The organism is Bradyrhizobium arachidis, from assembly GCF_015291705.1.
In the GTDB taxonomy this organism is placed as follows: domain Bacteria; phylum Pseudomonadota; class Alphaproteobacteria; order Rhizobiales; family Xanthobacteraceae; genus Bradyrhizobium; species Bradyrhizobium arachidis.
Genome location: NZ_CP030050.1, coordinates 6310214 through 6328845 on the forward strand (window position 1 = coordinate 6310214; position 18632 = coordinate 6328845).

Below are 18632 nucleotides of genomic sequence, written 5' to 3' on the forward strand. Positions count from 1 at the left end.
GGAATCGGTTGCCCAATTCCGCCCCTCGCCTCATGCAATTTCCAAACCTCAGCCGAGAATGGTGCCCGGCTCGACCTTCACGCCCGGGCCCATCGTCGAGGACACCGCAACGCGCTGGATGTAGGTGCCCTTGGAGCCGGCCGGCTTCGCCTTCGAGACAGCATCGGCCAGAGCCTTGATGTTCTCGACCAGCTTCTCCTCGGAGAACGAGGCCTTGCCGACGCCGGCCTGCAGGATGCCGGCCTTCTCGACACGGAACTCGACCGAGCCGCCCTTGGCACCCTTCACCGCACCGGTGACGTCCATGGTCACGGTGCCGATCTTCGGGTTCGGCATCAGGCCGCGCGGGCCGAGCACCTTACCGAGACGGCCGACCAGCGGCATCATGTCCGGGGTGGCGATGCAGCGGTCGAAATCGATCGAGCCGTTCTGCACCTTCTCGACCAGGTCCTCGGCGCCGACGACGTCGGCACCGGCGGCCTTGGCTTCATCGGCCTTGGCGCCGCGGGCGAACACGCCGACGCGGAGCGTACGGCCGGTGCCGTTCGGCAGGGTCACGACGCCGCGGACCATCTGGTCGGCGTGACGCGGATCGACGCCGAGATTGATCGAAACCTCGATGGTCTCGTCGAACTTCGCTTTCGCGCGCTCCTTGACCATCTTGATGGCGTCCGCGAGCGGGTAAAGCTTTTCGCGGTCAATGCCTTCGCGGGCTTTGTTCAAACGCTTTCCGATTGCCATGACCGCTTACCCCGCAACTTCCAGACCCATCGAACGGGCGGAGCCCTCGACCATCTTCATGGCCGATTCGATGGTGTCGCAATTCAAGTCCTTCATCTTCTTCTCGGCGATCTCGCGCACCTGCGCCTTGGTCACCTTGCCGGCCTTGTCACGGCCCGGCGCCTTCGAGCCGGACTGGATCTTGGCGGCCTGCTTGAGGAAGTAGGACATCGGCGGCGTCTTCATCTCGAAGGTGAAGGAACGGTCCGCATAGATGGTGATGATCACCGGGATCGGGGTGTTCTTCTCTTCCTTCTGGGTCTGGGCGTTGAACGCCTTGCAGAACTCCATGATGTTGAGACCGCGCTGACCGAGCGCGGGACCGATCGGGGGCGAAGGATTCGCCGCACCGGCCGGGACCTGAAGCTTCAGGTATCCGGTCACTTTCTTTGCCATGTATCACTCCTGTTGTGCCGGCTAGGCCGGCGGTTTCAGGTTCGTGGTCTGGGTCGGATGCGGCTGGCAACCGCCCTCTCCCTCCCACGGCCTCTCTTTGCGCAAGACCTTACGGCTTTGCGCGCTACCCGATCAGACCTTCTCGACCTGACCGAATTCCAGTTCGACCGGCGTTGCGCGGCCGAAGATCGACACTGCGACCTTCACGCGCGAGCGCGCCTCGTCGATTTCCTCGACCACACCCGAGAACGAGGCGAACGGGCCGTCGGCCACGCGCACGTTCTCGCCGATCTCGAACGACACCGACGCCTTCGGCCGTTCCACGCCCTCCTGCACCTGGTGCAGGATGCGCATGGCCTCGGCTTCCGAGATCGGCATCGGCTTGTTTTCCGCGCCGAGGAAGCCCGTGACCTTCGGGGTGTTCTTGATCAGATGAAACGCCTCGTCGGTCAGCTTCATCTTCACCAGCACGTAGCCCGGGAAGAACTTGCGCTCGGCGTCGATCTTGCGGCCGCGGCGCACTTCCGTGACCTTCTCGGTCGGAACCAGCACCAGCTCGAACAGCTCCTCGAGCCCGCGCTGCTTGGCCTGCTCGCGGATCGATTCGGCGACCTTCTTCTCGAAGTTCGAATAGGCGTGGACGATGTACCAGCGCTTGTCGGTCAATTGAGCGGTTGCTGTTGCCATCAGTGAATGCCCAAGAGGAAGGTGATGAGATAGCGGATGATCTGGTCGGCGGCGAAGAAGAAGACCGAAGCCACGGCGACCATCACGAACACCATGATGGTGGTGATCGTGGTCTCACGACGGGTCGGCCAGGTGACCTTGGCGGTCTCCGAGCGCACTTCCTGCAAGAACTTGAACGGGCTGACTGCCATCGCTTGAATGTCCAACGTCCGTCGCCAGACGCGCATGAATTTCGGGGACCCGAACAGCCGCCGTTGGCCCAGCCCTCTGTCGCGAAGGATGAGCCGGAAACCGGGCTCGATTGTTCGGGGATTTAAAGCCGCGCCGGATATCCGCATCTCAACGGGCCGGCTGCGAGTGCCGGGTAGATACTGCGGATGGGGCCAAAGGTCAAGGTGTGGCCGAGCCCGGATGCCCGCGGCAACCGCGCGCGGACCTGATCCGGATCAATGGGTTACCCGACCTGCCTCTATCCTGATTGGCTGGATGGACTGGCAGGAGTGGCAGGGCTCGAACCTGCGACCCCCGGTTTTGGAGACCGGTGCTCTACCAATTGAGCTACACTCCTACGGACCCTCGCGTCGCCACGCGGATCAGGGGCGCTTTCAAGCACAGGGGGCGGCTGGTTTGCAAGGGTGAAGCGCGCTGGCTTCGCTTGTTTGTGCCGCGCCTTCTGGGTCACAGTCCGTTCCCGATAATAATGTCCCCCGGGAGTGACCATGACCGCGACTGCCGCCGCCCGCCCCTCGACCGCGCCGAAAACCCCGCCTCTGCCCGAGGCCAAGCCCGAGACGCTGGGCCTGTCGCGGCCCCGTCTCCAGGCGATGTCGGATGCGTTCAAGCGCGAGATCGACAAGGGAACCGTGCCCGGCGTGACTGTGCTGGTGGCGAGGGGCGGCCAGGTAGGCTGGTTCGAGGCGCTCGGCAAGCAGAGTCCGGCGGGGTCCGCGCCGATGGCGCTTGATTCGATCTTCCGCATCTTCTCGATGACCAAGCCGATCGTCTCGGTCGGCATCATGGCGCTGGTCGAGGACGGCCATCTGCTGCTCGGCGATCCCGTTGCCAAGTTCATCCCGGAGTTCGCCGATCAGAAGGTCGCCGTCGTCAGCGGTGGCAAGCTGGAACTGGTTCCGGCCCGGCGGCCGATGACGGTGCAGGATCTGCTTCGCCACACCTCGGGCCTGACCTACGAGCACCAGGGCGACGGCCCCGTGCACAAGCTCTACCAGGAATCCCGCGTCCGCAGCCGCAAGATCACCAATGCCGAGCACGCCGCGCTGGTGGCGAGCTTCCCCCTCGTCTGTCAGCCCGGCGACGAGTTCAACTACAGCCGCTCCACCGACATCCTCGGCCGCATCATCGAAGTCATCAGCGGCAAGTCGCTCGGCGCGTACCTCGCCGAACGCATCCTCGCGCCGCTTCAGATGACCGAGACCGGCTTCTCGACCGCTGAGACCAATGCCAACAGGCTCGCCGAGGCTTTCGCATCCGATCCCTGGACCGGCGACAAGGTCGCGCTGTTCAACATGCTCGAGCAGCCGGTGATGGAATCCGGCGGCGGCGGTCTGGTCTCGACCACGATGGATTATGCCCGCTTCGCGCTGATGCTGCGCAATGGCGGCACACTCGACGGCAACAGGATCATCGGCCGCAAGACGCTGGAGCTGATGGCATCAGATCATCTCGGGCCTGATGTCGTTACCAACGGCACTCTGCTCTCGCCCGGCCACGGCTTCGGCCTCGGCTTCGCCGTCCGCCGCGAGGCCGGCATCGCGCCCTTCCCCGGTAGCGTCGGCACCTATTTCTGGAGCGGCATTGCGGGCACGTTCTTCTGGATCGATCCGAAGGAGGATCTGTTAGCGGTGTTCATGAGCCAGGGCCCGGGACAGCGTGATTTTACGCGGACCTTGGTGCGCGATCTGGTTTACGCGGCGGTGGAGTGAAGGGGCGCCGCATCTCCACCCTCACTGTCATGCCCCGCGAAGGCGGGGCATCCAGTACTCCGCGGCAGCAGTTCGTTCACACCATTTCCGCTGCGGAGTACTGGATCGCCCGCCTTCGCGGGCGATGACACCTGTTGTTGGGTCAACTGCGTGGCCCTTCCCGCTCTATCGCGTCAACTGATCGTCGCACCGCCGTCGATCACCATGGTCTGGCCGGTCATGAAGTCGCCGGCCTTTGAGCCCAGGAACACGGCGGCGCCCGCGATCTCGTCGGGGATGCCGATGCGGAGCAGCGGCGAGCGCGAGGTCGAGGCCTTCAAATTCTCCGGATTGTCCCACAGCGCCTTGGCGAAATCGGTCTTGATCAGGCCGGGCGCGATGCAGTTCACGCGGATGTTGTGCTTGCCGTATTCGCAAGCGAGGTTGCGCGCGAGCTGCATGTCTGCGGCTTTCGAGATCGCGTAGGCGCCGAGGATGGTCGAGCCTTTCAAGCCGCCGATCGAGGAGACGATGATCACCGAGCCGTCCTTGCGCTCGATCATCTGCGGCACCACCATCGAGATCAGCCAGTTGTTGGCGACGATGTTGTTGTCGAGAATTTTTCTGAACTGATCGTCGGAGATGCCGGCGAGCGGACCGTAATACGGATTCGACGCGGCGTTGCAGACCAGCACGTCGATCTTGCCGAAGGCGCGGTTGCTCTCGTCGACGAGGTTTTGCAGATTCTCTTTCGATGAGATGTTGGCGGCGATCGCGACCGCGGTGCCCTTGCCGTACTTGTCGTTGATGTCTTTGGCGACCTGCTCGCAGACGTCGGCCTTGCGCGAGGAGATCACGACCTTGGCGCCGTGCTCGGCCATGCGCTCGGCGATCGCAAGCCCGATGCCGCGCGTCGATCCCGTGATGACGGCGACTTTCCCCTTCATGTCGAACAAGGTCATGCTTTCCTCCCAAGGTACGATTTGATTTGGCCTGAAGTCTACGCCGCGTCCGCTTGCGCGGACAGCGGTCTCAGGCGAGCTTCTTGACTTCCGGTCCCGCCGGCTGATGCATCGCCGCGTGCGCATCGTCCGCGATCCACGGCTGCTGGTTCACCATCGGCAAGCGCCAGACGCTGCGCTCGGGGCTGGCGAAATAATCGAGCCGCGTCACCGAGACGTTGTCGATATCGAATGCGAGCCCTTGCTCCGGCAGGTCGCCGAGCGCAAGGCCGACCGCCGCCTTGATGGTGCCGCCATGGGCGACCGCGATGATATCCTGGCCAGCCGCCTCATTGTTGATCCGCTCGATGGTGCGGCGCGTGCGGTTGTAGAGATCCATGAAACTTTCGCCGCCGGGTGCCGGCTCGTTGATGTCGGCGAACCAGCTCGTGCCGACCGGGCGGCTGGCGACGAACTCGGCGCGGTTCATGCCCTGCCATTTCCCGAGATTTTGCTCGGCGAGATCCGCCTCCCACTTCATCGACGCCGGCTTCGGGAAGCCCGCCGCCCAGATCGCTTCGGCGGTCTGGTGCGTCCGCATCAGATTGCTCGAATACCAGACCGCGTGACGTGGCAACACCTTGGCAACAGCGTTGAACACATAGGTGTCGCTGGTGTCGCAGGCGATATCGCTCTGCCCGTAGATGTTGCCGCCGTCATTGCGCACCGGCGCATGACGAACCCACCACCACCGCGTCGTGACGACCTTCTTGCCGGAGCCGGACATCATCGAAACCCTTCCATCCCGTGTGATGTCGCTGTACGTCAGTAGCGAACGTGTCTCAAGACACTTTACCGTTTCAAATTCTGTTTGAAATTCCGTCGCGCGGCAAGCGTCGTGCACGAACCCAGGGAGAAGCGCATGGGCCGCCTGCAAGGCAAATCCGTCATCATCACCGGCGCCGGCAGCGGCATCGGCCGCGCCGCCGCACTCCTCTTCACCAAGGAAGGCGCAAGGCTGATCGCAGTCGATCGCACCGAGGCGGTGAAGGAGACCGTCGACGAGGTGAAGAAGGCCGGCGGTGTCGCGGAAGCGATGGTCGCGGATGCCGGCTCCGAAAAGGACGTCATCGCGGTGATCGACAAGGCCGTGAAGACGCATGGAAGGCTCGACGTGATCTGGGCCAATGCCGGAGTCTCCGGCGGGCTCGTTCCGCTTGCCGAGCAGACCGTCGAGCACTGGCAGGAGATCTTGCGCATCAACCTGATCGGGCCGTTCCTCGCGGTGAAGTACGCGATGCCGCACATGGTGAAGCAGCAGTCCGGCGCGATCGTGCTCACGGCGTCCGTCGCGGGCCTCAAGGCCGGCGCCAGCGGTCATCCCTATGCGGCGAGCAAGGCCGGCGTGATCTCGCTGGTGCAGACCACCGCCTATTCGCTCACCGGCACCGGCGTGCGCATCAACGCGGTGTGCCCCGGCCTGATCGAAACCGGCATGACCAAGCCGATCTTCGATCGCGCCAAGGAGCGGGGGACTCAAGACAAGATCGGCCAGCTCAATCCGCTGAAGCGTCCGGGCCAACCGCATGAGCTCGCCGCGATGGGGCTCTTCTTGGCGAGCGACGAGGCCTCGTATGTGAATGGGCAGGCATTCCCGGTGGACGGCGGTCTGACGGCGTCGATGCCGTATACGGGTAAGCCGGTTTAACAAGGACAGTCTCGTGTCCCTGACGCGGTGCGGCGCCATAAGCGCGTTCACGCGCGTCTTCGACGCGCTATGGTGCCGCTCCGCAGAGCCGGGACCCAAAGTGCCACAAGCATGGGCCCCGGCTCTGCAGCGCACCGCTGAAGAAGCGCTGCGCTGCGTCCGGGGCACGAGACCTGAGTTTTCGTCCACACCTTGTTCCAACATCGTCATTGCGAGCGCAGCGAAGCAATCCAGAATTATTCCGCACTGGCAGTATCCATTCCGGCATCCTGAGGTGCGAGCGTAGCGAGCCTCGAAGGATGAACGGCCTAGGTGCAGCTGGGCTGTCGCCCTTCGAGGCCTCCGCTTCGCTTCGGCACCTCAGGGTGACGGTCACGGGGTGGTGCTCGCCGCAACGTTAGCATTTCGATCTTCAATTGCAGACACACCTTCGCATCCTCGCGGCGCATTTCGCCCGAGCTTTGCCTCGATACCTCACCCTCGATTGAAAGAGGGCGCAGGGAAGACCAGGTGCCGGCCGGGCACCCACGGTCCACTGTGCGAAAGGTGGCAACAAAGAATTTGCACAGCGGCATACAGGTGAAGCCAAACATCCGGCCTTCCCTGCGCAGTGGTTGGAACGGCTTATGTCGTGCGCTCCCCGGGGAGCGATGCACTATTGCCCCCGTCGCCGTGCAGATGACTGATGCGCGTGCCCGGTCGGGCCGCCACATCACCGCAAGACTTGGCGCACAGACCCCGGGCGCCAGGACCACACGATTTTGCCGTACGTGAACCACATCTGTCGCAGGCGCGAGGTCTTCGCTCACGGTTGCCCGCCCTGCGAAGCTTTTCGCGCCGATGTGGCCCACGCCCACCGCCGCCCGGTCCACGTTCGTGACGATCGCGATACGCCCCTCTTCCTTGGGCCGGGTTGCGGCGACACATACGCGATTTCCGAATTTCGGTAAAGTGGAATATTTTTGGCGCGCGGCGTTGACCGATGGTTTGGGTGTTTTGCCCGACGGGCAACGCAAGATCTCGTAGCCCGAGGCCTTGTAGCCCGGATTGCGCGGAGCCTGTCATCGGGCGCGCATTCGCGCGACCCGTTGGCTCCATCCGCGCTACGGAACCTCCGTGTTGATTTGCTCATTGGACCTTCACGTTGGTATGGTTCATGCAAGCAACTTCAGCCTCTCCAATCCCCGACAAGAAAAGACAATGCCGAACCCGATCTTCCCGAGCTCCAGAGCCGATCGCATCCGCCACCTCCTCGCCGACCTCGTCGACTTCGACACGATCAGCGATCGCACCAATTTGCCTTTGATCGCCCACATCGAGAGCTATCTCGCCTTCCTCGGCGTCAAGGGCGAGCGCATTGTCGACGAGACCGGGCAGAAGGCTTCGCTGTGGGTCACGATCGGGCCGGAGGATCGCCCCGGCCTCGTGCTGTCCGGCCATACCGACGTCGTGCCTGTTATCGGCCAGGACTGGAGCCACGATCCGTTCAAGCTGGTCGAGCGCGACGGCAAGCTCTTTGGCCGCGGCACCACCGACATGAAGGGCTTTGTGGCGGTGTGCCTTGCCATGGTGCCGGAGATGCTGGAAGCCAAACTGAACACGCCGATTCATCTCGCGATCTCCTATGACGAGGAGATCGGCTGCGTCGGCGTGCGGCCGATGCTGCGCGAGGTGGCAAAGAAGAAGGTCAGGCCGCTCGGTGCCTTCATCGGCGAGCCGACCCACATGCAGGTCATCATCGGCCACAAGGGCAAGCACGGCGTGCGCGCCACGTTCCATGGCCTCGCCCGCCACTCCTCGATCGCGCCCGACGGCGTCAACGCGATCGAATATGCCGCCGAGCTGATCGTCGAGATCCGCCGCCGCGCAGAGAAGCTCGCGGCCGCGCGGTCGTCGGACAGCCTCTACGACGTTCCGCATTCGACGCTGCTCACCAGCATCGTGCATGGCGGCGCCGCGCTGAACATCGTGCCCGACACCTGCACGGTGGATTTCGAATGCCGCGGCATCGGCATCACCGAGTCGCGCGAGGTGACGGATGCGATCGTCGCCTGGGCCAAGGCCGAGCTCGAGCCGGCGATGAAGGCGAGGAATCCCGAGTGCGGCATCGATTTCGAGGAGATCCTCGACTATCCCGCGCTCGACACCGCCGCCGACGCCGGCATCGTCACGCTCGCCAAGAGCCTTGCGGGGCGCAACGACCACGCCAAAGTCGCCTTCGGCACCGAGGCGAGCCTGTTCGCCAGCATGGCCGATATCCCGTCGGTGGTGATCGGCCCGGGCTCGATCGCGCAGGCACACACGCCGGATGAGTTCGTGGAGATGGCGGAGCTGGAGAAATGCGCAGGCTTCGTCGAGAGATTGATCGCGCATTGTGCGAAGGGGTAGCCGCAAGCGACCCTGCCGTAGGGTGGGCAAAGCGAAGCGTGCCCACGACTCTACTATCATCGCGAGGAAACCGTGGGCACGGCGCTGCGCGCTTTTGCCCCCTACAAGAGCGACGCGCCTCAGCGCTCCTGCAAGGCCAGCCTGATGCCGACGGCGCAGTAGATGGTGCCGACCACCTTGCCCTGCCATTTCACCACCGCGGGATGACGGCGCAGGAGATTGCCGAGACGGCCGGCACCGACGGCGAACACGACGGTGCTGAGCAGGCCGAGCAGCACGAAGACGACGCCGAGGATGGCAAGCTGAAGCGCGGTCGCGCCGTGCTCCGGCTTCACGAATTGCGGCAGGAACGCCAGGAAGAACAGCGCGGTCTTGGGATTGAGCACTTCGGTCAGGACGGCCTGCCGGAAGGCGCGGCCCGCGCCGATCGCCGGCGCGCCTCCGTTCAGCTCGATCGGCGCCTTGTCGAGCATGGCGCGAATGCCGAGATAGACCAGGAACGCCGCGCCGGCATATTTGACGATGCTGAACAGCAGCGCGGAGGTCGCGATGATCGCCGACAGCCCGACGATCGCCATCGAGGTGTGGATCAGATCGCCGGCCGCAATGCCCGCCCCCGTCGCGATGCCGACCTTCGTTCCCGAGCTTGCCGCCCGCGCCATGGTGAGCAGCGTCGCCGGGCCCGGGATGAAGACGAAGCCGAGCACGATGAGGATGTAGGTGATGAGGGTCGCGTGGTCGATCATGTGATCAGCATTTCTTTCGCGAGTGTCCCTACGAAGCCGATGTCATGCTCCGCGAAAGCGGGGCATCCAGTACGCCGCGGCTTTTCGGCTCAAGCACTGCTGCCTCTGGCATACTGGATTGCCCGCTTTCGCGGGCAATGACACTGAGCTTGTGGAAACAGCAGCGCACCAAAGCAAAAGGCGCGGCCATCAGCCGCGCCTTTGTCGTTCCTAAACCGCGCCCGCCTTCTGCGCGTACTCCCATGACGCTTTCGACAGCGGCACGGTGCGCTTGGCAGATTCGAGCGCCTTGGCGTTGGCGGCGGTGCCGTCGCGGATGCGGCCGGCGATACCTTGCGTGATCCCTGCGAGGCGGAAGAGATTGTACGAAAAATACCAGTTGAGATCGGGCACGCTCATCCTGGTGACGTTGCAATAGATCTGCGCCGCCTCTTCCAGGCTCGGGATGTTGAGCGCCTCGATGTCGACGCCCTGCAAGCCCGGCATGATCCACTGCATGAGCAGATAGGTGAAATCGGCCATGGGATCGCCCAGCGTCGACAGCTCCCAATCCAGCACGGCCTGCACGCGCGGTTCCGTCGCGTGGAAAATCATGTTGTCGAGGCGATAGTCGCCATGGACGATCGAGACGCGCGCCTGCTCCGGCACGGTCTTGGGCAGCCATTCGGCGACCTTCTCGAACTCCGGAATGTGCTGCGTCTCGGACGCCCGATACTGCTTGGTCCAGCGGTCGATCTGCCGCGCAAAATAATTGCCGGGCTTGCCGAAGTCGCCGAGCCCGATCGCGACGGGATCGAACATGTGCAGCTTGGCCAGCGTCTCGATCTTGCTGGTGAAGATCTTTCGCCGCGCATCGGCGTCCTGGCTCGGCAGCGTCGGATCCCAGAACACCCGCCCCTCCTCCATCGACATGATGTAGAAGGCAGCGCCGATCACGCCGTCGTCCTGGCACAGCGCGTAGGCGTGTGCGACCGGAAATCCCTGCTTTCCAAGGGCCGCGATCACGCGATATTCGCGATCGACCGCGTGCGCCGACGGCAGCAATTTGCCAAACGGCTTTCTGCGCATCACGTAGGAACGCATCGGCGTGTTGAGGCGATACGTCGGGTTGGACTGGCCGCCCTTGAACTGGAGCACGACCAGCGGGCCTTCAAAACCCTCGACGTTCTCGCGCATCCACGCCTCGAGGCGCAGCTCGTCGAAACGATGCCGCTCCTCGACCGGCTTGGTGCCCGAGAACTCTTCGTCTTTCCTGACGCCGTCAGCCACGGTGACGCTCCCTCTTCAGTCGGGACATGATCCTAATCGGTAACCGCTGACGCACTTGCGTCAAGCGGTCACCTCGATCGTGCCCTGTCGTTTCTTCAAGTCGGGAGCGCCGCTTTGGCTCTCCCTCTTAATGACTGGGAGAGTTTGCATACTTCCGAAGTTCAAGTCTGGCAATGGCGCGATTGTGCACCTCGTCCGGACCGTCGGCGAGACGGAGCGTGCGGATATGGGCGTAGTCCTTGGCAAGGCCCGCTTCATCCGAGACGCCGGCACCGCCAAAGGCCTGGATCGCCTGGTCGATGATCTTCAAGGCCATGTTGGGACCTGCGACCTTGATCATGGCGATCTCGAGCTGCGCGGTCTTGTTGCCGACCTTGTCCATCATGTCGGCGGCCTTGAGGCACAACAGGCGGTTCATCTCGATGTCGGTGCGGGCCTCGCCGATGCGCTGCTCCCACACACTGTGCTCGATGATCCTCTTGCCGAACGCGGTGCGCGAGGCGAGCCGCTTCACCATCTTCTCCAGCGCCTCCTCGGCCTTGCCGATGGTGCGCATGCAGTGATGGATGCGGCCGGGGCCGAGGCGGCCCTGCGCGATCTCGAAGCCGCGGCCTTCGCCGAGCAGGATGTTCTCCTTCGGCACCCGCACGTTCTGGAGCAGCACCTGGGCATGGCCGTGCGGCGCGTCATCGAAACCGAACACCGGCAGCATCTTCTCAACCTTGATGCCGGGCGTGTCGAGCGGAACCAGGATCTGCGACTGCTGCTGGTGCTTGGCGGCCGACGGATCGGTCTTGCCCATCAGGATCGCGATCTTGCAGCGGGGATCGCCGACGCCGGACGACCACCACTTGCGGCCGTTGATGACGTAGTGGTCGCCATCCTTTTCGATCCGGGTCTCGATGTTGGTCGCGTCCGACGATGCGACCGCCGGTTCCGTCATCAGGAAGGCCGAGCGGATCTCGCCGTCCATCAGCGGGCGCAGCCATTTGCGCTTCTGTTCCTTGGTGGCGTAGCGGATGAACACTTCCATGTTGCCGGTGTCGGGCGCGGAACAGTTGAACACCTCGGAAGCCCAGGTGATGCGGCCCATCTCTTCCGACAGCAGCGCGTATTCGAGATTGGTCAATCCCGCGCCGCGGAATTCGTCGTCCTCATGCTCGCTCGGCGGCATGAACATGTTCCAGAGGCCTTCGGCCTTCGCCTTCTTCTTGAGGTCCTCGAGGATGGGGATCACCTTCCAGCGCTCGCCGCTGCGATCCTGTTCGTCATAGATCGGCACCGCCGGACGCACGTGCTTGGCCATGAAGGACCGCACGCGGTCGAGCCATTCCTTCTGCTTCGGCGACAGATCGAAATCCATGGGACGCTCCTCGTTTTTCTCTCACTGGTCGTTTTGCGCCGGACTGTCCTCCCGCCGCGCACGGCCCGCAAGCGCGACTTGCGGGCGTTTCAGTGGAACCGGCCCGCGAGTTGCGAACGAGTCCCGATTGCGGATTGACTTTTCCCGGCCTTCAAACGATAGTTTCATACAACTGTTTGAATTGCAACTCCCGACGCCTCGTGTCTCGCACGTCATTCCGGGGCGACGCGAAGCGTCGAACCGGGAATCCAGAGATTGCGGCGCGGGATTCCGGGTTCGCGACTGCGCCGCGCCCCGGAATGACGAGGTCCAAGCCATGGCCAGCGATCACACCAGGTCCGCCATTCTCGCCGCCGCCGAACGGCTTTATGCCGACCGCGGTTTTGGCGACGTCACATTGCGCGACATCGTCGCGGAGGCCGGGGTCAACCTCGCCGCGGTGAACTATCATTTCGGCTCGAAGGACGAGCTGATCGCGGAGCTGTTCGTCACCCGCTCGATCGCGACCAACCGCGAGCGTCTGCGCGAACTGAAGGCGGCGGAAGAGCAAGGCGGCGGCCGCGCACCGATCGAGGTGATCCTGCATGCGCTGGTCGGCCCGACCTTGCGCGGCTGCCTCGGACCCGAGAACCAGCGCTCCACCGCGGCGCGCTTCATGATCCGCGCCTCGATCGAATCCGTGCCGCCGATCCGCCGCATCAAGAACCGCGAGATCGACCATTTGCGCAAATTCGCCGGCGCGATGCGCCGCTCCCTGCCCGACCGCAGCGAGGTCGAGATCTATTGGGGCCTGAACTTCGCACTCGCGATGGCGCACCACACCATCCGCGAGAGCGAGCGGCTGACGAAGCTGTCGGAAGGTAAATGCGATCTCGACGACGTCGAGGACGTGGTGGAGCGGGTCGTCAGCGTCGCGACGATGGCGCTGACGGCGGGACGGACGGAGGCGAAGGCGCCGGCGAAGATCGCTGCGCGCTAAACTCTCGTTTGACGCGTTTTCTTTACGCGAACCGGCATCCACTTCGCTCGAAAACGCATTGATCCTCACATCATCGCGATGCAGTCGATCTCGACGTCGAAGGGGCCGAACCATTCCGGCGTGCAGACGAAGATCCGCGCCGGCGGATCATTGGGGAAATAGCGGGCATAGACCGCGTTGAACGCGGCGAAGTGTTTGGTCGAGGTGCAGTAGACGTTGCACTTCATGACGTTGTCGAGCGAGGCGCCGGCCGTCTCGAGGCACAGCTTCATCTGCTCCATGATGATCTCGCTCTGCCGCTCGATCGGCATCTCCGCAAGCTCGCCGGTCTCGGGATCGAACGGCGGCAGGCCGGCGACGAAGATCATGTTGCCGGCGCGCGTCACCGGCGAGGTCGGCGCCTTCCAGCGATCGAGAAAGGACGAGATCGGTTCGACGCGGAGCGCTTCGCGTTTCATGGACCACCTTCGGTTCGAGCGATACTAGCGCCTGACTACATTATTCTGCAGCCAGCATGTTTCGCTTCTGATCGAAGTGTGGCGGCGGGTCAGCCCCGCTGCGGCATCTCCTCGGCCTCTTCCTTGGCGAGCAGCAGCAGCATCTCGATGCCCATCTCGCCTTCCTGCGGCGAGCGGATGAACTTGATCTCGTCGGCGCTCTGTCGCAGCGCGGCGATGATGGCGACGGCCTGATTGGCGGTGGCCGCCTCGGTCGCCAGAATTGCCTTCTGGTCCTTGGCCTGGAACCCGATCGTATAGGACATGCGCTTCCCTCCCGACTTACGGGAGGAGATCAGACTCGCGCGCGAAGCGGAAGCCTGTGCGACTACGGACCGGGTTTATCTGGGGATTGCGCGCAAGCTCTACGCAAGGCCCGGTCTGCGCCACACTGAGGTCACCAATCCATGCTCAACATTCCGGCGCCGGCGTCGTGCTACGCTAGGCCCAGCATCGCGCGCGCGTCCTGCGCGGTCGCAACGCTCGCGCCGAGGCTTTTTAGAATGCCGGCGGCGTGCGCGACCAGCTCGGCATTGGTCTTCGCAAGCACGCCCTTGGACATATAAAGATTGTCCTCCATGCCGACGCGGACATGGCCGCCGAGCAAATAGGCCTGCGCAACCATCGGGAACTCGGCGCGGCCGATACCGAAGCCGGACCAGATCGCGCCCGGCGGCAGCAGGCTGCGGGCGTAGAACATCGTCTCCGGCGTCGCGGAGAAGCCGTATTTGACACCGAGCACGAGCGAGAACAGGCCCGGCCCCTTCAGCGAGCCATCAGCGAGCATGTCGCGCGCCAGATGACAGTCGCCGGAATCGAACAACTCGATCTCCGGCAGCACGCCCGCCGCCTTCATCCGCTCGGCCATGATCCGGACGTTGCGCGGCGTGTTGATCACGACCTCGCCGCCGGAATTCATGGTGTTGAGGTCGAGCGTGCAGATGTCGGGCTTGATGAGCTCGATATGCGCGACGCGCTTTTCAGGTTGAAGCAGCGTGGTGCCGGGGGCGGCGACACGAGGATCCTCGACCGAGGGCACGAAACGGCCGCCGGGACCAGTGGTGAGGTTGATGATGAGGCTCTTGTTGCGGGCGCGGATGCGATCCACGACATCGCGGTAGAGATCGATCTCCATCGATGGCCGCCCCGTCGCGGGATCGCGCACATGAATGTGCGCGATGGCGGCGCCGGCGTCGGCGGCTTCCAGCGCCGAGGTCGCGATCTGCTCGGGCGTGATCGGCAGGTACGGCGACTGCTCGGGCTTTGTCAGGTTGCCGGTGATGGCGCAGGTGATGATGGTTTTGCCGGTCATAAAATCAGATGATCCCCTGCTTCTTCAGCTCCTCGATCTTCCCCGCATCATAGCCGAGCTTGCCACCGAGGATTTCCTGGGTGTGCTCGCCGAGCAGCGGCGGGGCGCGGTAGGTCTCGATCGGGGTCTCCGAGAGGGTCAGCGCGTTGCGGATCAGCGACAGATCGGGCTCGAAGGGATGGTCGACCTTCACGCGCATGCCGCGCGACTGCACGTGCGGATCGGAGAACACCTGCTCGAAATTGTTGATCGGGCCTGACGGCACGCCGGCCTCCTCCAGCTTCTCCAGCCAGTACGCCACCGGCTTTTTCAGGAACAGGCCGGCGAAGATCGCCATGATCTCCTTGCTGTGCACGACGCGGTCGTTGTTCTTGATGAAGCGCGGATCGGTGGCGAGCCCGGGCTCGCCGAGCACGGCGCATGTGCGCTGGAACTGGCCGTCATTGCCGACCACCAGCATCAGTTCGCCGTCGGTGCAGCGGAACACGCCGGCCGGCATGCCGCCATTGCCCCAGGTGCCGCGGCGCGGCGGCATCTTGCCGTTGACGAGGTAGATCTGCAGCCAGTGCGACAGTGAGGCGATGACGGTGTCGAACAGGCAGACGTCGATGTGCTGCCCCTGCCCGCCATTGACGTCGCGATGGTAGAGCGCCGAGAGGATGCCGATCGAGGTGTTCATGCCGGTCATGTAGTCGACGATGGAGGGGCCGACCTTCATCGGGCCCTCGCCCGGCTCGCCGTCGATATGGCCGGTGACGCTCATCAGACCGCCCATCGCCTGGAGGATCGCGTCATAGCCGGCGCGCGGCGCGTAAGGGCCGGTCTGGCCGAAGCCGGTCACCGAGCAGTAGATGATCTTTGGGTTGATCGCCTTGATCGTCTCATAGTCGAGGCCGTAGCGCTTGAGATCGCCGACCTTGTAGTTCTCCATGAAGACGTCAGCGTCCTTGGCAAGCTCGCGGATGATCGCCTGCCCTTCCGGCTTGGCGATGTTGACGGTCACCGATTTCTTGTTGCGGTTGGCGCAAAGGTAGAACGAGTTGTTGTTGTTGGCCTTGCCCTCGGGATCGGTCAGGTAAGGCGGGCCGAAGGCGCGCGCGTCGTCGCCGGTGCCCGGCCGCTCGATCTTGATCACCTCCGCGCCGAGATCGCCCAGCATCTGGGCCGACAGGGGGCCGGCAAGCACGCGGGTGAGGTCAAGGATCTTGATGCCTGAGAGCGGCAAGGCCGACATGTAAGTTTCCTCCGGGAACTGGTGTTGGCGCGGCGGCTCGAGCCAGGCCGCGCTCCCTGCGGATACACCATTTTCGTTCCCCGAGCACTGCGCTCCAGGCATACGGCCATCCCCGCCCCGGCGGCAGCGAATTTCCGCGCCGCGAAGATAGCCTCAGGTCGCGACCGCCGCAGCCACCTGCGGCCTTCGCCGGCCGAGCAGCACCAGGATCAGCACCGTGGCGCAGGAGAACACGAAGGTGAGACCGAGCGCGCCGCGGCTGCCGAACTCGGTGAGCAGGCCGGCGAGCAGCGGCGGCGAGATCGCCGAGGCGAGATTGAGCGGCAGCGCGATCATCGACATCGCCTTGGCGAACTCGGCCTGGTCGTAGAACACCAGCGGGATCGTCGCCCGCGCCACCGCCATGGCGCCGCTGCCGGCGCCATAGAGCAGGATGAAGACCGCGACCGCCCAGGTCGCCCCCTCGCTCAGCATTAGGAGCAGCATGGCGACGGGCAGCGCCGTACCGGCGACGAGCCCGGTCGTGATGCCGTCCCAGCGTCCGCCGCCGAGGAAGTCGAGCCCGCGGGCGCTGACCTGGATCACGCCGAGCATGGAGCCGAACGCGATCGCCTGCGCCGGCGCCAGTCCCTCCGCCCGCAGCAGCTCGATGAACACGGCGCTGAGGCCGAAATTGACGAAGGCATTGAGGGTGATCGCAGAGACGACGAGGCCGAACGTGCTCCGCGCAATCCGCGGCGCCTCCGCGCGCTTCGCCGGCGCAGCACCGTCGTCCTTCGCGACGGTCCGGCGCGGTGCTGCGAACGCATAGAGCGGCAGCGACACGAGGATCAGCATCGCGGCATAGACGAGGCAGGTCCCGCGCCACCCGAGATGGCCGCTGAGGAACGACGTGGCCGGCCAGAAGATGCTGCTCGAGAGGCCCGTCACCAGCATAAGCGCGCCGATCGCGCTCTTGGCCTGCCGCCCGGCGATCTCGTTCAGCATGATATAGGCGCCGGTCGAGAGCGTGGCGCTGCCGGCGACGCCGAAGATGGTCCAGGCGGCGAAATAGAGCACCGGCTCGCGCGCGAAGGACAGCAGCACGAATCCGGGCACGGTGAGGACCGTCCCGACCATCATGACCTTGCGCGCGCCATGCCGCGCGAATGCCTTGGCAAGCCAGGGCGCGCACAGGCCCATCGTGACATAGAGAACGGAGGTGCCGCCGAACACCGCCGGCAGGCTCATGCCGAGGTCAGCCGCAAGATCGCGCCCGACGATGGCGGGAAGCCCGATCGTCCCCCATCCAATGAGTTGGGTGATCGCCAGCACCAGCAGGACGCCGATGAGCCTGCTGTCAGATTTCAAGAACCGCATTCCAACCGTCGCCTGCCCGGCAGGCGCCGATCACGCCTGTGACGCCCGTCTTACCCGGAGACTCAGCGCGGGGGAACGCCAGCCGCCGAATGGCAGAATGCAGCCGGGAGCATGTCAGCAGGAGGCAGTAGCCCCTACCCCGCGAGCCCGAGCAGGGATCGCGCCTCGGCCGAGGTTGCGACGCGCCGGCCGTGGCGTGCGACAGCCTCACAGGCGACGGTCACGAGCTCGGCGTTGCTGGCGGCCAGGCGCGTCTTGTCGATCCTGATATTGTCCTCGAGCCCGGTACGGACCGCATCAGCGCCTCGCGCGAGCGCCCAGCCCATGACCTCGGCCTGGTGGCGCCCGATCCCGGCCGCGGTCCAGGTCGCCTTCGGGATCAGCCGTTTCAACTCTTCCAGAAGGATGTCGAGCACGTGCTCGTCAGCCGGCATGGCGTTCTTGACGCCCATGACGAACTGCACATGCGGACGCTGCTCCATCAGCCCCGCCTCGATCAGGCGGCGAGCTCCATGCAGATGCGACAGATCGAAGATCTCGATCTCCGGCCGGATGCCATTCGTCTTCATGCCGGTGGCGAGGGTCTCGACCAGGGCGGCGCTGTTCTCGTAGACGATCGTCGGAAAGTTCACCGAGCCCGTGGACAGCGAAGCCATGTCGGGCTTCAGATAGAGCGACGATCCGCGCGCCGAGGGATCGCGGCCTCGCCCGCCGGTCGAGAACTGAACGATCATTCCCGGGCAATGCTTTTTGATGCCCTCCTGCACGAGGGCAAAGCGCTCGGGGTCGGAGGACGGCGTCTCGTCATCGTTGCGAACATGGATGTGGGCCAGCGTAGCGCCGGCCTCGAAGGCTTGTTGCGTCGATTCGATCTGTTCCGACGGCAGGATGGGCACCGCCGGATTGTCTTTCTTGCGCGGAACGGAGCCGGTGATAGCGACAGCAACGACGACGGGGTTCATCCCTTGACCTCATGATGATCGCGCTCGCGCGCAGAAGGTTCGAGTGGGCAATTAGCAATTACGTAATGCGTCGAGCCTGCCGCTGCAAA

General features: G+C 64.3%; 19 protein-coding genes and 1 tRNA gene. 4 read left to right on the forward strand and 16 right to left on the reverse strand.

Going from position 1 to position 18632, the window contains the following annotated elements; all coding sequences use genetic code 11:
* Positions 1 to 48 precede the first annotated feature (48 nt).
* The 5 genes from rplA to WN72_RS29490 all read right to left on the reverse strand — a co-directional run bounded on the left by rplA (position 49) and on the right by WN72_RS29490 (position 2431).
* A complete protein-coding gene (rplA, locus tag WN72_RS29470) occupies positions 49 to 741 on the reverse strand; it encodes a 50S ribosomal protein L1 (RefSeq protein ID WP_035729586.1) in 693 nt (230 codons plus the stop codon).
* Between the two features lie 6 nt (positions 742 to 747).
* Positions 748 to 1176, reverse strand: coding sequence for a 50S ribosomal protein L11 (rplK, locus tag WN72_RS29475; RefSeq protein ID WP_011088164.1), 429 nt, complete (start codon positions 1174 to 1176; stop codon positions 748 to 750).
* Positions 1177 to 1308: 132 nt separating this feature from the next.
* Positions 1309 to 1863: a transcription termination/antitermination protein NusG gene (gene nusG / locus WN72_RS29480; protein ID WP_027564419.1), complete on the reverse strand. Its 555-nt coding sequence runs from the start codon at positions 1861 to 1863 to the stop codon at positions 1309 to 1311.
* Positions 1863 to 2054, reverse strand: coding sequence for a preprotein translocase subunit SecE (gene secE, locus WN72_RS29485; RefSeq protein WP_027564420.1), 192 nt, complete (start codon positions 2052 to 2054; stop codon positions 1863 to 1865). The genes nusG and secE overlap by 1 nt, the downstream gene beginning before the upstream one ends.
* 301 nt (positions 2055 to 2355) lie before the next feature.
* Positions 2356 to 2431 (reverse strand) — tRNA-Trp (locus tag WN72_RS29490).
* A 151-nt stretch (positions 2432 to 2582) separates the two neighbouring features.
* On the opposite strand from WN72_RS29490, the gene WN72_RS29495 reads away from it, so the two are divergent.
* The gene (locus WN72_RS29495) at positions 2583 to 3806 is read left to right on the forward strand and encodes a serine hydrolase domain-containing protein (RefSeq protein WP_027564421.1); all 1224 of its coding nucleotides are present in this window, start codon (positions 2583 to 2585) and stop codon (positions 3804 to 3806) included.
* Positions 3807 to 3979: 173 nt separating this feature from the next.
* On the opposite strand, the gene WN72_RS29500 is transcribed toward WN72_RS29495, so the two are convergent.
* Both WN72_RS29500 and WN72_RS29505 read right to left on the reverse strand, forming a co-directional pair.
* A complete protein-coding gene (locus WN72_RS29500) occupies positions 3980 to 4747 on the reverse strand; it encodes an SDR family NAD(P)-dependent oxidoreductase (RefSeq protein ID WP_027564422.1) in 768 nt (255 codons plus the stop codon).
* A gap of 70 nt (positions 4748 to 4817) precedes the next feature.
* Complete coding sequence (locus WN72_RS29505) at positions 4818 to 5513, reverse strand: histidine phosphatase family protein (RefSeq protein WP_027564423.1); 696 nt, start codon at positions 5511 to 5513, stop codon at positions 4818 to 4820.
* A 135-nt stretch (positions 5514 to 5648) separates the two neighbouring features.
* Here WN72_RS29505 and WN72_RS29510 point away from each other — a divergent pair, with 135 nt between their 5' ends.
* Entirely contained in the window at positions 5649 to 6434 is a 786-nt protein-coding gene (locus WN72_RS29510; RefSeq protein ID WP_027564424.1) for an SDR family NAD(P)-dependent oxidoreductase, read from the forward strand.
* A gap of 1200 nt (positions 6435 to 7634) precedes the next feature.
* Complete coding sequence (gene argE, locus WN72_RS29515) at positions 7635 to 8822, forward strand: acetylornithine deacetylase (protein WP_027564425.1); 1188 nt, start codon at positions 7635 to 7637, stop codon at positions 8820 to 8822.
* Between the two features lie 119 nt (positions 8823 to 8941).
* Here argE and WN72_RS29520 read toward each other — a convergent pair whose 3' ends face one another.
* The 3 genes from WN72_RS29520 to WN72_RS29530 form a co-directional block, all read right to left on the reverse strand.
* On the reverse strand, positions 8942 to 9568 hold the full coding sequence (locus tag WN72_RS29520) for a LysE family translocator (RefSeq protein ID WP_027564426.1): 627 nt from the start codon (positions 9566 to 9568) through the stop codon (positions 8942 to 8944).
* Positions 9569 to 9778: 210 nt separating this feature from the next.
* On the reverse strand, positions 9779 to 10837 hold the full coding sequence (locus tag WN72_RS29525; protein WP_092220792.1) for a phosphotransferase family protein: 1059 nt from the start codon (positions 10835 to 10837) through the stop codon (positions 9779 to 9781).
* Positions 10838 to 10964: 127 nt separating this feature from the next.
* Positions 10965 to 12200 carry an acyl-CoA dehydrogenase family protein gene (locus WN72_RS29530; protein WP_027564428.1) on the reverse strand — a complete coding sequence of 412 codons (1236 nt, stop codon included), beginning with the start codon at positions 12198 to 12200 and terminating at the stop codon, positions 10965 to 10967.
* 316 nt (positions 12201 to 12516) lie between these two features.
* Between WN72_RS29530 and WN72_RS29535 the strand changes: the two genes are divergently transcribed.
* Positions 12517 to 13179 carry a TetR/AcrR family transcriptional regulator gene (locus WN72_RS29535; RefSeq protein ID WP_027564429.1) on the forward strand — a complete coding sequence of 221 codons (663 nt, stop codon included), beginning with the start codon at positions 12517 to 12519 and terminating at the stop codon, positions 13177 to 13179.
* Between the two features lie 65 nt (positions 13180 to 13244).
* On the opposite strand, the gene WN72_RS29540 is transcribed toward WN72_RS29535, so the two are convergent.
* The 6 genes from WN72_RS29540 to WN72_RS29565 form a co-directional block, all read right to left on the reverse strand.
* On the reverse strand, positions 13245 to 13637 hold the full coding sequence (locus WN72_RS29540; protein ID WP_027564430.1) for a RidA family protein: 393 nt from the start codon (positions 13635 to 13637) through the stop codon (positions 13245 to 13247).
* Between the two features lie 89 nt (positions 13638 to 13726).
* Positions 13727 to 13942, reverse strand: coding sequence for a hypothetical protein (locus tag WN72_RS29545; RefSeq protein ID WP_027564431.1), 216 nt, complete (start codon positions 13940 to 13942; stop codon positions 13727 to 13729).
* A gap of 170 nt (positions 13943 to 14112) precedes the next feature.
* Positions 14113 to 14988, reverse strand: coding sequence for a beta-keto acid cleavage family enzyme (locus tag WN72_RS29550; protein ID WP_027564432.1), 876 nt, complete (start codon positions 14986 to 14988; stop codon positions 14113 to 14115).
* A 4-nt stretch (positions 14989 to 14992) separates the two neighbouring features.
* A complete protein-coding gene (locus WN72_RS29555) occupies positions 14993 to 16222 on the reverse strand; it encodes a CaiB/BaiF CoA transferase family protein (RefSeq protein WP_092220795.1) in 1230 nt (409 codons plus the stop codon).
* A 153-nt stretch (positions 16223 to 16375) separates the two neighbouring features.
* Positions 16376 to 17581, reverse strand: a complete 1206-nt coding sequence (locus WN72_RS29560) for an MFS transporter (RefSeq protein WP_092220797.1) — start codon at positions 17579 to 17581, stop codon at positions 16376 to 16378.
* A gap of 134 nt (positions 17582 to 17715) precedes the next feature.
* Positions 17716 to 18543 (reverse strand): 3-oxoadipate:acetyl-CoA acetyltransferase, encoded by an 828-nt coding sequence (locus WN72_RS29565; RefSeq protein ID WP_092220798.1) that lies wholly within the window; start codon positions 18541 to 18543, stop codon positions 17716 to 17718.
* Positions 18544 to 18632: the final 89 nt, after the last annotated feature.

Coding starts and splice junctions, on each gene's coding strand:
- rplA (WP_035729586.1), bottom strand. CDS start 741: ATGGCAATCGGAAAGCGTTTGAACAAAGCCCGCGAAGGCATTGACCGC.
- rplK (WP_011088164.1), bottom strand. CDS start 1,176: ATGGCAAAGAAAGTGACCGGATACCTGAAGCTTCAGGTCCCGGCCGGT.
- nusG (WP_027564419.1), bottom strand. CDS start 1,863: ATGGCAACAGCAACCGCTCAATTGACCGACAAGCGCTGGTACATCGTC.
- secE (WP_027564420.1), bottom strand. CDS start 2,054: ATGGCAGTCAGCCCGTTCAAGTTCTTGCAGGAAGTGCGCTCGGAGACC.
- WN72_RS29495 (WP_027564421.1), top strand. CDS start 2,583: ATGACCGCGACTGCCGCCGCCCGCCCCTCGACCGCGCCGAAAACCCCG.
- WN72_RS29500 (WP_027564422.1), bottom strand. CDS start 4,747: ATGACCTTGTTCGACATGAAGGGGAAAGTCGCCGTCATCACGGGATCG.
- WN72_RS29505 (WP_027564423.1), bottom strand. CDS start 5,513: ATGTCCGGCTCCGGCAAGAAGGTCGTCACGACGCGGTGGTGGTGGGTT.
- WN72_RS29510 (WP_027564424.1), top strand. CDS start 5,649: ATGGGCCGCCTGCAAGGCAAATCCGTCATCATCACCGGCGCCGGCAGC.
- argE (WP_027564425.1), top strand. CDS start 7,635: ATGCCGAACCCGATCTTCCCGAGCTCCAGAGCCGATCGCATCCGCCAC.
- WN72_RS29520 (WP_027564426.1), bottom strand. CDS start 9,568: ATGATCGACCACGCGACCCTCATCACCTACATCCTCATCGTGCTCGGC.
- WN72_RS29530 (WP_027564428.1), bottom strand. CDS start 12,200: ATGGATTTCGATCTGTCGCCGAAGCAGAAGGAATGGCTCGACCGCGTG.
- WN72_RS29535 (WP_027564429.1), top strand. CDS start 12,517: ATGGCCAGCGATCACACCAGGTCCGCCATTCTCGCCGCCGCCGAACGG.
- WN72_RS29540 (WP_027564430.1), bottom strand. CDS start 13,637: ATGAAACGCGAAGCGCTCCGCGTCGAACCGATCTCGTCCTTTCTCGAT.
- WN72_RS29545 (WP_027564431.1), bottom strand. CDS start 13,942: ATGTCCTATACGATCGGGTTCCAGGCCAAGGACCAGAAGGCAATTCTG.
- WN72_RS29550 (WP_027564432.1), bottom strand. CDS start 14,988: ATGACCGGCAAAACCATCATCACCTGCGCCATCACCGGCAACCTGACA.
- WN72_RS29555 (WP_092220795.1), bottom strand. CDS start 16,222: ATGTCGGCCTTGCCGCTCTCAGGCATCAAGATCCTTGACCTCACCCGC.
- WN72_RS29560 (WP_092220797.1), bottom strand. CDS start 17,581: ATGCGGTTCTTGAAATCTGACAGCAGGCTCATCGGCGTCCTGCTGGTG.
- WN72_RS29565 (WP_092220798.1), bottom strand. CDS start 18,543: ATGAACCCCGTCGTCGTTGCTGTCGCTATCACCGGCTCCGTTCCGCGC.